The following is a 13,928-nucleotide window of genomic DNA, read 5'->3' on the forward strand; positions in this document are numbered from 1 at the left end:
TAAATGAGAGAACTCATACTTATAATCTGGTTATTTATATTCTTGTGGGACGAAACGGTAATGCCCCGTAATTTTAAAATCGAAAAGCATGTCGCTTTTTTCAGGTCCTCGACCAATATTATGAACAACTAATGGATTCCCTGTGTCTTTTGCTAACTCATTCACAACCATCCCAATGTGCGGCAAATTACCTGGCAGCATCCACGTTACAATGTCACCCGTTTTATAGTCGTTCACGTTACTTGATTTAGCGAGCACTTGGCCATGATTTTTAAAGTAAGCCTGTAAGTTTGGCACACGGCGGTGGTCTATATTTTTATCCGGTTTGGTCAAACCCCAAATACGCTTAGAGGGATATAGCTCAAAGCTTTTTAACATGTCCTCATGCACAAGCTTTTGCAAATCAATACCTAAAAGTCGATATGATCGAATAACTACATCGGTACACACCCCTACATTAGCGGGCACATCGCCACCCGGATAAGTAATAGAGCGATAAGACCCATCGTAGGTAACGTTATGTGTTGTTCTTTCAAGTAACGCAGCCACAATATCGTCATCAAACGATGCCGCATAGGCATTTACACTAAGTAAGCTCAGTAAAAAAACAGTAAAGCGTGTCATATGCAATCCTTTGAAAATGTTAATTAACTACAACGCTTGAACCACGAGTTCAGGCACGTTTATTTTCTTGCCATTATTTGTAAAGTGCTTATCAAGACCATACGCCATGACTTCAAGTGGCGCAGCATCATAACCAACCTGCTGAATTTCGGTTATGTAACGCAACATAAAAGCCTCGGCGCCAAGTTCACTCCATTGGGCTACGTGAACAAGTTCATGAAAATGCACAGCTAAATTATCAGCTACGTAAGGAAGCATGTAATAAATGTTTTTGTATGTAGTACCTGCGGCATCCATGTCAATAAAATCGTCTAATCCCATTTCACGCAAAAAAGGAAAGTTAGGTTTGGGTATTTCATCGACACTAACGTAAAAGGCATTTTTTAAAAATTCGACAGGATAAAACCCTGCAAACTCACTAGCAAATTTCTCACAGCTAATTCTTTGGGTTTTATATTTAATATTTGTTGCATCAATCCATTGTTCTATTTGTTCGAGCACGTCCATTCTCTTAATCATCAATGTTTATTGGCTTGACCTTTCCCATTGCGATACAAGCCGATAAGTTAAATGATACCAAAACCAAGGCGAATAATCGAACTCCAAAACCTAAGAAGTGAACTTATAATAGTGTCCAGTTGTAGTTCATTTATTATTTCATCGGTATCAGCATAAACTAATGCACACGTAAAACCAGTGGGGGTAAGTAACACTAATTAATATAAAACTTATTTTAAATCGTGTAACCATTTTACTAATTTTTGAATATGCCCGCTTGAACATAAGATTAGATGGCAAGCTTGTATGTAACCCATTGAGTGCAAAACGTTTAGTGTTTCTGTCGGTAGTTGTTGTAGTGTATCTGCGGCAATAGAATACAAGCCATTGTAGCCTTGTGTTTTGCCATTTGATTTAGTGATGTTTAGCTGCACTGCTTCAATTAAATCGTGTTTTAGTAAAGTATTGATAAAAGCGGTTGTACGTTCGCCGCCATGCATAAGCTTTATCAATTGCTCACTCACATTATTTAGATATGTGGTTGGCTCCCCTGTTTCGTTAAATAACCGTGTTCCCTCACTATTATTTACTCTTGGGTGTTGTTCGTTAATTGTAACAGCGAGATCTGTTTGCTCGGTCTTGTTAGTAAGTTTATTTCCTATTCCTAACTTAAATGGTTGTCGCTGTAAGTGTAAAGGTACGTAAGTGGCATGCCATATATCATTTTGTAAAAATAAGTTTTGCCCCTCATCAAAGCCAGTTAAAGCATATAGTTCAAACTGGCCAGTTTGATTGTTCTTCATAAAATAGACTGGGTAGTCTAATGCAAGTTGAGCAAGCTCATCGGCAACAACCGGAATGTAGTTTACTGCTTCGCCGTATTGTGTACCGCGTTCAGTTTTAATGCGAGTGTACTTATGTGTATTTTTATCGAGTAATACTGAGTTTGTCATAGTGTGTCGCTCTTATGTTTTAACTATATTTGCTGCATACCAAATTGATTAATTTGCGCTAATAATGCTTTATTGGTAGGTAATTTATTAAGTAATTTTTGGGTGTATTGCTGGTTGTTATTAACAAGCGCAATGGCCTTTTTAAAATAACTTTCTGAGTTGCCATACAGTTCGCTTGAGCCTGTAAACCCCATGCCATACATCACATATTGATAGCTTGCTGCTGGAAACACTTCTTGTGAATGATCAAAGTGGTTATCGCTTGGTGTATGAAATTCCCAAAGTGATAAATTATCTTTTAAGCTTTGTGGAATAGTATTTTGATGACAGTGCGCTTGCCAAAATGGGCTGTCGGTTCGTTTACTCAACATATAATGTAACTTTAAAAAGTCGATTATTCGCTCCCATCGGTAACTAAATGTGCGGTTAAAACGCTGCGCGGTTATATTCATTACATGCCTATTGGCCGGAAATTGCTGCGCAACAAAATTGGCTGATATTTCTACCAGTAATAAAGCAGAGGCTTCCAGTGGCTCCAAAAAACCAGCTGAGAGGCCTACTGCGACACAGTTTTTATGCCAAAATTTTTCACGATGTCCTGGTTCGAAACTAAGCTTTTTAACTTTGTATTTGCTTTGCTGATCTTTATTAATATTTAAGTAATCAAATAATTGCTGCTTAGCATCTTCATCACTAATGTGTTTACTAGAGTACACATGCCCTATTCCACGGCGTGTTTGTAATCCTATATCCCAAATCCAGCCCGATGTTTGTGCTGTAGATAAAGTATGCGAGCATATTGGTTCGTCATCTTTGTATGGCATGTGTATGGCTAGCGCACTATCAGCAAATAATACATCTTTACAAGATTTAAACCCCACCCCTAAGTTCTCACCTAGTAATAACGATTTAAAGCCACTGCAATCAATAAATAGATCCCCAGCTATCTCTATTTTATTATTAAGTCTAACGCTTTTAATATCGCCATTTGTGCAATTGTTTACACCGACGACAGTGCCTACAATGTGTTTAACATTAAGATTATCAATGCAGTGGTTTTTTAAGAATGTCGCGAATAAGCCTGCATCCAAGTGATAAGCATAATTTGCTATTGCACTAAATTCGGGTGTGGTGATTTGTTTGGGAGCTAATCCACTTTCGCATATTGATTGCTGCGCACTTACATACTGGGCAAAAGGAGGTTGTGCGTTATTAATATTAAGCCAGCTGGTGGCTAAATTATTTTCAAACATACCCGTAGGTAGCTCAAGCGGGTGATAATAGTAATCATCATTTTCTCCGGTTACCCACTTAGCAAATTTAGCACCTTGCTTAAACGATACATTACATTTTTTAATAAATTCAGTTTCACGAATACCCATGTCTTTAAGGGTTCTGCGCATTGTAGGCCAAGTTCCTTCGCCAACGCCAACTGTAGGAATATCTGAGGACTCTAACAGCGTTATATTTATTTTTTTGCTGTGATGTTTTTGCAAATACGCCGCAATTATTCCTGCACTTAGCCATCCTGCAGTTCCACCGCCAACTATTACTATTGATTTAATATCATCGTTCATAGCAACCTCGTTAGTTAAAAGGCAAAACGACAGCGCTGAGCTGTCGTTTTGTATTATTTGTCAAAAACTAACTTACCATTTAGCACTTAAGCCAATGCTAAAGCGCGGACCATATTGCTCAGCAGATACTAATTGCTCTGCAAAACGACCATGGCGGCGTGTTGTTTCATTAGTTAAATTAAGTGCATCAAAGCTAACACCCAAGGTGTCGTTAATGGTGTAATTAAAACTAAAATCTAGCTGACCGTACGCCTCTGTAAATGTAGGCTCAGTTCCCAAAGACAGTAAGAAATCATCGCGCCAGTTATAGGCTAAACGTACTTGGTAATCATCGTTTTCGTAAAAGCCGACCAAATTACCTGAGTCGCTTAGTCCTGCTAGTGCAATTGTTTGGTCAAAATCATACGGTTTAAACGATTCATCGCTATTAACTATCGTATAATTAGCAACGACGCCAAAGCCTGTATCAGGCACCATGTACTGCGCATTTAATTCCCAACCATCTACTTCACGATTTTGAAGATTATCTGGCGTTGCTATATCAAATGTAACAATCGGGTCTGACGCTTGGCTTAAACATGCTGGGTTAGGTGTATCTGAACTATCAGGACAACCAGGGCGAGGGTTAACACTTGGATCGCGCAACGGCTCGCCATTTACATCATTTAGCGTACCTTGCACTACGCCTGCACCAATGAAGTTTTCAACAAACTTTTTAAAGTAACCAACCGATGCATAGCTTCCGTCGTCTCCATACCACTCAACTGAAAAATCAAAGTTATCTGACGTAATTGGCAATAAGTTAGGGTTACCTTGCGATGCATTAAACGGTCCTTCAGGACGGGCGTTAATGGTAGTTGATGGGAACATACCACCAATACCTGCACGGGCTAAAGTACGACTATATGAAAAACGAGTTTTAAAGCCGTCATCTAAGTCGGCGCTTATATCAAAGTTTGGTAATATACGTGTATAACCACCTTCAAGCTCCTGCGGTGTTGCTGTTGCAGCAAATACAGGGCGAAGCTCTTCAGCATGACGATAGTTAAAAGCAACAACCCCAGGCTTGACTGAATAACCTGTTACATCGGTGTCTTCGTAGCGCACACCGACATTCATATCAATTGGAATATCGTTAAATTCGGTTTTAAGATCAAATGATACATATATCGCGAGCGTTTGCTCCTCAACTCCATTTGTAGAAATATTTGGCTCAATAAATAATCCTTCATCTCTGACAATATCTACAAAATCGTTGGCACTGTAACGTGGAATAAATGGAAATAGCTGATCCGAACCTGAAAACTCATCAGCAAAGTCACCTTGTTCATCAAAGGTTAGCCCTAGGTTGTCTAGGGGAATATCCACAAATGAAAATTGCTCAGAAAGATAAGTATCAATTTGATAATCGGTATACATTACACCAAAATTAATAGCGCTGAGTGCCCCACTCTTCAAATTCTCCCATTGTCCACTTGCATGATACTGCTTAATGGTATTTTTCATTTCATAGCCACGGCGCTGATATAAATCTGACACAATATTAGCTGGGTTGTAAGCCCCACCCGCCAATGTTGAATCATCAACCCCAATACTCGGAATATCACCAGAGAAGTTAGCACTGATGGATTTAACCGAACCTGGGACATTCTTTAAATTCGCGATTGTTTCAGCTGTATCACCATCTGGGTTTGAGTGCGATGTAGAGTTATGAGCGTCAAACGTAAGTTTCAATGAATCGCTTGCTTGCCACGATAAATTTAAGCCTAATGAATCGTTTTCTTTTTCCTCGTAGAGTTCCCACGCCCAAAAATTTAACTCATCATTTGCATTTTTAATATCGACTAAAGTGCCATTTTCATCGGCGGTGCCTGTTGGGTTATCGAACCAAAATGCCATTTTATTTGTGTTACTAATTTCTTCAAAGCGCGATAAAGTGTAATCAAGGGTAGCCGTTAAGTTGTCACTAGGAGCGTACTGTAAAACCAACTGCGCATTTTGGCGTTCTCGCTTAGTTTCAAAGCGCTCCATTTCTGGCGTCCAAGGTACCCAATAAGTACCAGTTGGATTAGCTGTTGTATCAATTGCACTGCTATCAACACCTGCAGCATTTGCTCGGTTACGCACCCAACCTTGCGATGTGCCTACGCGCTCTCGGCCACTTTCTCGCTCTGAATGCGACAGGGCAAGTAAAACACCAAACGTATCATCAGCGAATGTTTGGCTAACCATTCCCGAAATTTCTGGTGTTACGTTTGATTTCTCTGAACTGGTGTCTTTAATTGCCTTTGCATTTGCAAATGCTTTAAAACCGTCAAAATCAAATGGTTTTGCTGTATTTATATTAATCGTTGCGCCAATACCGCCTGAGGCCACATTCGCTTTGCCCGTTTTATAAACGGCTACGCCCGACACACTTTCAGCCGCTATTTCTCTAAAGTTAAAGCTGCGTGAAACACCCGCCTCTTGCAATACAGAGGAGTTAGGCATTTGACGACCATTTAAGGTGACAAGGTTAAAACCTGGACCAAAACCACGGACACTAACTTGGTTGCCTTCATTGTTTGCACGGTCGATTGATACACCACTTATACGTTGCAGCGATTCAGCTAAGTTAGTATCAGGTAACTTACCAATGTCCTCTGCTGATATAGCATCAACTACGCCTGATGAGTCTTGCTTTATTGAAGCAGATTTACTTAATGCGCTTCTGATACCTGTTACTTGGATAACTTCAACATCACTTTGTACAGTTGTCTCGTTTTCCTGTGCGGCATAACTTACAGGAGACGTTATCAGCATTGCTGCGCAAATCGCATTTAATTTAAATTGTGTGTTAATCATTTTTGCACCTAAATATTGTGTTTATTACGTGTAATCGTTGACGGATTATTTACGGGATGCTTATTGTCATCATAATATTGTTAACAATTAACTTTACAATAAATTAGTTTAGCTAATTAAGTCAAACAAATTGACCATTTATTTTACAGTTAGCGTTGGTTTTGTATTCGACATTGTAAGCAAGCAGTAAAGTACTGAGACTTATGCATGACTGTTGAGCGGGTTGCTCCCTACAAAAGCGCTAGTTGGTATTAGCGCTCTAATAATGAGGTTATTTTTTGGGCGGTATTTTTAAGCTCGCTAATTACACTGTGTTTATTAGCGTGAGTGTTTAGGGTTGAGTCAAAAGAAGAAATGGTCAATGCAGCTATTAAATTTGCATTAGGCCTGCCAATTAAGACACTAAAATCGTGTACTCCGGCGATAAGTGGATTGCTTTGCATTATGTGCCCTTGCACTTTGATTGTGTTTAGCTCATTTAATAATGCTTTATAGGCGTCTTTACTAGCACTGTAAATTTCATCGTGTTCGATAAGCATTTGCCGCACTTCGTCATTACTGTTGGCTAAAAGCAGTTTACCAGCGCTTGAGCTACTAAGTGGAAATAAAGCCCCCTCTGCAATACTCAAATGCATAGGGCTTTTGCTACGCGCTTGCACTACCACCATAGCTTGGCTTTGATAAAGCATACTTAGATGACATGATTGTTCAATATTTACAGCTAGATCTTCCATATGTGGCAAGGCCGATTTTAGTACATTATCCATTGGTGAAATACTTCGCGATAAATTATACAACTTTAATGACAAATGATATCGACCAGAGGTTTCAGAGCGAATTAGATAACCGCGTTTTTCAAGCCCAATAAGTACTCTATAGACTTCGTTAGGTGTTTTTAAAATACCAGCCGCTATCTCACTTTGTGTACAAGGCCTTTTATTTTTTGCTAAAAATTCTAATATATCCAACCCCTTATCTAAAGCAGGAACTGCATATTTAGTTTTTGATTTATCGTTCATTTGTACTTATTTATGCCTTTTAAAATTGATAAACAATACGTTTGTTTATATATAAATTTAAAACTTTTTTTTAGCTTGAAATTTTCAATAATAATTTAAAATCAATGACTTAATAAAACAAAATTCATTCATATATGAATTCTATATTTTTATATAAATTACGCTTGACCTAAATGCTTAACCGAGCAATCATTGTTAACAATATACAACTGTAAGAGAAAATGGAAATATATTTATGTCACACACTTATTTAACACCACAACAAATAGCTGATTTTCATCGTGATGGTTATATTATTGTCAAAAATTACTACAGCGCTGATGAAATTGAGCTATTACAACAAACTGCTTTTAATGACGATACACTCTATGAGCGAGCATGGGACAAAAAAGACGCCGACGGCGCTGTAAGTAAAGTCTGTTTATGGCAAAAAACAGGCGACGATTTATACAGTATGTTTTCTCGCGGTCGTCGCTTAATTGAAGTATGCGAAACACTTATTGGCGAAGAGGTGTACCACACCAGCACTAAAATTATGATGAAAGAACCATTTGTAGGTGGTGCCTGGGAATGGCACCAAGATTTTGGCTACTGGCATCGTGATAACTACATGCTTTATCCAAAATCAATTAGCTGTATGGTCGCCATTAATAAAGCGACGCAAGAAAATGGTTGCTTGCAAGTACTTAAAGGCTCACATCATTTGGGACGATTGGATCACAGTAAAACGGGTGACCAAAAAGGCGCCTGTTTAGAGTTTGTAGAAGAAGCAATGAAGTACCATGAACTTATCAATGTAGAACTTGAACCAGGTGATGTACTGTTTTTCCACTGTAATTTACTGCATAAATCAAATCAAAACCGTGCTGCAGAACCTCGTTGGTCAATGATCAGTGCTTACAATGCGATTAGCAACCAACCATTTAAAGAAAACGAAGCTGTTTATTATCCTTTAAATCGCGTTAACGATGATGCTATTTTAAATTTTAAAGCAAAAGAACGCACTTAAAGTAACCTTCTAGCCTAAACCAGCTTATGCATTATAGCCCAATGCATAAGCTGGTTTTTTTATATGGAAAATTCTGTATGTTAACCTCAGAGCAAAAACACCTTATACCTCACGCTACTCCTAAAAATGACGAAGACCCGCACGGGAAAATAATTGGCCAAGGTCAATTTAAATACAAAATAGACGCCCACTGGGGGAAGTTAAACCCCAATAAATACCCTATAGAAAATTGTCATGCGATGGTGATGGACTCACAAGGGAGAATATTTATGATCACCGATAACACGACTAATAATATTTTAGTGTATAGCCAAAACGGTGAATTACTTGACGCTTTTGGAAGCTCTTTTCCTGGTGGACACGCTATAAAAATTGTAAAAGAAGGCGAGCAAGAATTTTTATACGTTGTAGATAGTGGCTGGATTGTTAATCGCCACTGGGATGGTCACAGCACAGAGCAATGGGATAGCCCTACTAACAATGTCATTCCACAGGCTGGCTTTATTTCCAAAATGACCTTAGATGGCAAACTGATTTACAGTATTGGCCATCCACAAACGTGCGGTGCTTATAAACCCGAGCAACCTTTTCGCCCTACTGATATTGCCATTGCCCCCAATGGGGACTTATATGTAACCGATGGTTATGGCAGCGACTTTTTACTGCATTATGATAAACAAGGCCGCTATATAAACCATTGGGGCGGTCACCATAATGATGACGAAAATTACAATTTACACAACACCCACGGTATTGAAGTAGACTTACGCGATCCATCAAATCCCACATTAATAGTAAGCTCTCGTTTTGAGCAATGTTTAAAAGTATTTTCGTTTGATGGTAAGTACCTTGATAGAATTAGCGCTAATGGGGCATATATTGGCGGTCCCGTGTTCAAAGGCGAACTATTTTATGCACCTGTTTGCTGGTCGCATATTGACAATAAAAATGCTGACGACTCTGGCTTTATTAGTATATTTGATAAAAATAACACGCTCATAGCTAATTTAGGAGCACCGCAACCCCAGTACAAAAATGGTGAACTACAGCCGATGCAAAGTAACGGGGACATTTTTAATCACGTGCATTGTATTTGCGTAGATCAAGACGACAACTTATATGTAGGCCAGTGGAACTCCTCTAAAACATACCCAATTAAATTAATAAAACAACCATGCTAAGTTTAACGCTCTGAGAATAGTGTTTATTTTTAATAATGAGTACCTTGTACTCATTATAAAGCATAAAACTCACAGGCTTAACAGCAAAAATACACCTAAAGCCACTCCTCGCATATTTAGTATTAGTTTATTTGTATTGTGTTAGGCAGTTGTAGCGATACAAATAAAAAACTGCGAAGCTATCATATAGATAAACCCGCAGTTTGTTTATTACTAAACCTTTATTACACGTTTTTAGCGAGTAATACGTTTACTCATTTTAAAGTTTTGTAATGTTAGTGAACTAACTGCACCACCGCTGTCAGGGAATGTAACTTCAATATTGTTAGTTTTATTAATGTTATTATATGGCACTGGAATTTCAATAACACCAAAGAAACGCTCACGTCCAAGGCCACCATTTTTTTGATCATATCCTCTAAAATCAGTAGGAATAGCGACTCTATTACCATTAACAGTCACAACTGGCGTTAACGACTTTCCATGAGGGCGGCCAACACCTAAGCGCAATGTAGCCTCGCCATTAGCCCCTTTATCTACATTGTTAATAGTAAAGAACTGGGTCGCGTTGGCTGCAATATTTTTAACTACTGCACTTGCGTAATGCTTAGACTCTTGATTGATATTGTTAATAGCAACATTATTTTGGTGACTCACTTTAATTATCATGGTTGATTCAGAGCCCAATACAACAGAGCTTGGGAGTGTTGTTCTGTTGCTGTTATCCAATATTGGTTTTCCTTGAGCATTAGGATATAAGTGCTTAATATTTACACTCGTTACGGCGTTAGAACCCTTACCTAAAACACTTAAATCGATATCAGTCGGTGAAAATTCAAGGCTGTTTAATATCAAATAAACATCTTTGCCATCAACATACGCGTCAGCTTGAATATCCATATCGCTTGCCCAGCTGTCAATTCGCGTCCCTTTTATGTCAGACCATAACTGGTAAAACTTAACCATTTCTGTGTAAACCCATTGCTCGCCGGTTTCGCCTTCACCTTCTTTAGCTTGACGCAGTAAACGCCAGTAGTAGGGAATAGTGTCGCTAATACGGCCCCATTCTGCTTTTAATGGAATAAACGGAATGGCTTTATCAATACGGTTTGGCCTTTCCATAAAGCTCATAAGCATAGAGCTCATTGCCTTTAGACATAACCAGTCACGTTGCGGAGTCCATTTAGTACCAAATGAGCCTTGTAATTGAGAGCCATATTCGGAAATAACTAACGGTTTAATACTACCCCACTTATAAGCCATATATTGCTCAACCATATCAAGGGTCGCTTCCATATTGCTGCCTTTTCTGTACTGTATTTGATGCTGACCACCAGGACCACCTGGGAAATTTGGAAAGTCATATAAGTGCATCGAAATAAAGTCCATTTTATTTCCTGCAATATCTAAAAATGCCTTGTCGCGTTGCTTCCAGTTATCGAAAAATTGTGACCCTTTTTCATAATCAGGAAACGCCACCGTAAACCCCCCTACTTTTACATCATTCAGTGAAAGGTTAGCATTAATTACATCAGCAACTGAGTTATGCAATCTAAAAATGTCATAGAGGCTCTCTTTATCATAGCCGTTATGCGGAAAGTCGTGCAGTTCAAATAGTGGCTCGTTCATTACCTCAACATATGTTGGGCGCTTTTGACCAAGGCTGTCTGATGTGCCTGCTTTAAAGTACTTTTGTAAAAACTGCGCCATGTAGTCGCCCAGGGCTGTACCTAGTGGTTCACCTGCTGTATCTGTTTGCGAGAAAGACCAATTTTGATTCCCAATTTTAGTACCATCAGGGTAATAAGGGTGTTGCTGTGCAGCGACAATTAAATCACTGTTACGCCCTTCATGCTTTCGCATTGTTTTAGCTTGAGCTGTTGTAATATTGGTGTAATTCCATTTAACTCCGCCACCATTTGTTGTTGCGGTTGCCGCGCTTGCATAACCTGGTTTTGCTGAATCTTCTGGTAATTGTGTTAGTTGATATTTCATGTTACCCGTATCACGGCCAAAGTACACATCGTAATCTTCTAAAAAATGCGTCATTAAATCAGGATCTGCATTAGGCGCATTTAAGCTTTGAGCATTATTTCCAAACCAGTCACTTTCGGTATTTGATGAATGTAACGTAATAAATTTACGACGGTCGAAGCTATCAAACTGTCCTACGGCATGTTTTGTATCAATATTAAATTGTACCTTAACTTTATCGTTACTAACGCTTGCACCGCTGCTTGCTTGTTGCTCAACAACAAACTTATTTTGATTTGCACCACACTGCGATCTAACAACTAAGTTACTACCATTTGATATGTTAGTTGGTTGAACACATTTACCTCCCGATACATGCTTAATGGCGTTTGCGGATGTTTTAGTAAATTTAACTCGATTATCAAAATCGCAACCCGACCACAATACAAGTTGCTGTCCATCCGCCGGATTTACTAACCCGCCAGGATGAATGCATAAACCTGACTTATCGTGTTTTATACTCCCACCAGATGTCCAACTAAACCTAGCTGCGTCGCCACTACAATTATTATTTAATATTACTTGAGTACCATTTACTGCATTGCCTGCGGTTCTAAAACACATTTGCGACGACGTTTGTTTAATAACTGTGCCAGCGTGTGCATTAAAAACGCTTGAAAGTAGTAGCGCGGACGAAACCGCACAATATAATGAGCTTTTTTTCATTTTTGTTACCTATCTTGGTGTGAAAATTAATCCTTTGTGTAAAGGCATTGAGTACACAACCAATATAATGTTAACAATTAACTATTTACAACATAAAATTAACTCTTTATTTAAATTCCACACTTTAGTATCAATATCCGGCACGTTTATTTAAAGCTTAAATGAACAGCCTGAACACACCATTTACAGTTAAAAATAATATCAACTTGTAATACTTGCGACAAAAAAAACCATAACTATCTGTTATAAAATGTATTTAATTTGTCAGTATGCAGAAAGTATATTTTTTGAAATATATTTTTAACTACAGATCAGAATAGTTATTTTAGAGGTTGTAGAGTTAACAGCTATTATATTTTACCATTAAGTATTTAAGGGATTTGTAGGCTTCAATGAATGTAATTATCAAAAAGGCAGGTCTAATTAGTTAATAAAGCAGTATTATCAAACACATTAACGAGTTTACTTATGCCCTATAATTTACAAAAACTAATCATAATAAAACTAGCTCACTTACTTTCACTTCTCGTCTTTTCATTAGTTATCTTGTACTTGATTAGCGCAAAAGTGCATGCCGTTGATGCTGTATGGCCGTCAAAAACCGCTTACAAATATGCAAACGTAAACGGTAAAAAAATATTTTACCGAGAAGCTGGCACGCAACATAAGCAAACCATTGTACTTTTACATGGATATCCGTCCTCTTCACATAGTTATCGTGAGCTAATTCCGCTTTTATCAGGGCGTTATCATGTAATTGCCCCCGATTATTTAGGCTCAGGATACAGCGAACGCCCAAACCCAGAAACTCAAAAATATACTTTTGAATTACTAGCTCAATACGTTGAAGGGTTACTCACAACGCTTAAAGTAAAGCGCTACAGCCTATATATACAAGACTTTGGAGCGCCCGTAGGCTTTAGAATGTTGTTAAATAATCCTAATAAACTTGATGCACTTATTGTACAAAATGGTAATGCGTATTTAGAGGGGCTAACCCTACTGAGGCAAGCATTTTTTAAAGCCGCGAATGAAGATAGTTCGAAAGCTCAGCAAGATAAAATTTATTCGTTCACGTCTGAACAAGCCATTATTAATAAGCAGTATTTACGAGACGTACAAAGTAACCCAGAAGTAATGAGCCCAGATAGCTGGACGCACGATTTTCACTTTTTACAAACCAAAGCCGATAGAGTAATTCAAGTGCAATTGCTACAAGATTACTACAACAACCTTCTCGACTATCCAAAGTGGCAAGCTTATTTACGCAAGTACCAACCACCAACGTTAATTGTATGGGGTAAAAACGACCCTGCGTTTATAGCCGAAGGCGCTAAAGCATACTTAAAAGATGTACCGAACGCTGAACTGCATTTACTCGATTCAGGGCACTTTAGCGTTGAAGAAAAACCAGTAGAAATTGCAAAGTACATTATCGATTTTATGAATAAGCTAGCTCAATAGTAAGCCTTTTCTTTTGGTTTAGTATTTATAGCGAACATAAAAAAACGCTGAGGGTATAA

The 13,928-nt window shown here is 38.4% G+C and carries 10 protein-coding genes; 3 read left to right on the top strand and 7 right to left on the bottom strand.

Annotated elements, in window-relative coordinates; translation table 11 throughout:
• Nucleotides 1-30: 30 nt before the first annotated feature.
• From QL995_RS12415 to QL995_RS12440, 6 genes are all read right to left on the bottom strand, one after another.
• Nucleotides 31-624 carry a DUF1287 domain-containing protein gene (locus QL995_RS12415; RefSeq protein WP_290294286.1) on the bottom strand — a complete coding sequence of 198 codons (594 nt, stop codon included), beginning with the start codon at nucleotides 622-624 and terminating at the stop codon, nucleotides 31-33.
• A gap of 27 nt (nucleotides 625-651) precedes the next feature.
• Nucleotides 652-1,131 carry a hypothetical protein gene (locus tag QL995_RS12420; RefSeq protein ID WP_290294343.1) on the bottom strand — a complete coding sequence of 160 codons (480 nt, stop codon included), beginning with the start codon at nucleotides 1,129-1,131 and terminating at the stop codon, nucleotides 652-654.
• 221 nt (nucleotides 1,132-1,352) lie between these two features.
• Nucleotides 1,353-2,075, bottom strand: coding sequence for a SapC family protein (locus tag QL995_RS12425; protein ID WP_007586163.1), 723 nt, complete (start codon nucleotides 2,073-2,075; stop codon nucleotides 1,353-1,355).
• Between the two features lie 23 nt (nucleotides 2,076-2,098).
• Nucleotides 2,099-3,652, bottom strand: coding sequence for a tryptophan halogenase family protein (locus tag QL995_RS12430; RefSeq protein WP_290294287.1), 1,554 nt, complete (start codon nucleotides 3,650-3,652; stop codon nucleotides 2,099-2,101).
• Between the two features lie 72 nt (nucleotides 3,653-3,724).
• Nucleotides 3,725-6,496 (bottom strand): TonB-dependent receptor, encoded by a 2,772-nt coding sequence (locus tag QL995_RS12435; RefSeq protein ID WP_290294288.1) that lies wholly within the window; start codon nucleotides 6,494-6,496, stop codon nucleotides 3,725-3,727.
• Between the two features lie 251 nt (nucleotides 6,497-6,747).
• On the bottom strand, nucleotides 6,748-7,515 hold the full coding sequence (locus tag QL995_RS12440; protein ID WP_007586168.1) for an IclR family transcriptional regulator: 768 nt from the start codon (nucleotides 7,513-7,515) through the stop codon (nucleotides 6,748-6,750).
• 235 nt (nucleotides 7,516-7,750) lie between these two features.
• Between QL995_RS12440 and QL995_RS12445 the strand changes: the two genes are divergently transcribed.
• Both QL995_RS12445 and QL995_RS12450 read left to right on the top strand, forming a co-directional pair.
• Entirely contained in the window at nucleotides 7,751-8,524 is a 774-nt protein-coding gene (locus QL995_RS12445; RefSeq protein WP_007378079.1) for a phytanoyl-CoA dioxygenase family protein, read from the top strand.
• 77 nt (nucleotides 8,525-8,601) lie between these two features.
• Nucleotides 8,602-9,705, top strand: a complete 1,104-nt coding sequence (locus tag QL995_RS12450) for a hypothetical protein (protein ID WP_007586172.1) — start codon at nucleotides 8,602-8,604, stop codon at nucleotides 9,703-9,705.
• 234 nt (nucleotides 9,706-9,939) lie between these two features.
• Here QL995_RS12450 and QL995_RS12455 read toward each other — a convergent pair whose 3' ends face one another.
• Nucleotides 9,940-12,405, bottom strand: coding sequence for a ricin-type beta-trefoil lectin domain protein (locus QL995_RS12455; RefSeq protein ID WP_290294289.1), 2,466 nt, complete (start codon nucleotides 12,403-12,405; stop codon nucleotides 9,940-9,942).
• A 468-nt stretch (nucleotides 12,406-12,873) separates the two neighbouring features.
• On the opposite strand from QL995_RS12455, the gene QL995_RS12460 reads away from it, so the two are divergent.
• Nucleotides 12,874-13,869, top strand: coding sequence for an alpha/beta hydrolase (locus QL995_RS12460; RefSeq protein WP_290294290.1), 996 nt, complete (start codon nucleotides 12,874-12,876; stop codon nucleotides 13,867-13,869).
• Nucleotides 13,870-13,928: the final 59 nt, after the last annotated feature.

It is taken from the genome of Pseudoalteromonas sp. APC 3358, from assembly GCF_030408075.1.
Classification (GTDB): Bacteria; Pseudomonadota; Gammaproteobacteria; order Enterobacterales; family Alteromonadaceae; genus Pseudoalteromonas; species Pseudoalteromonas arctica.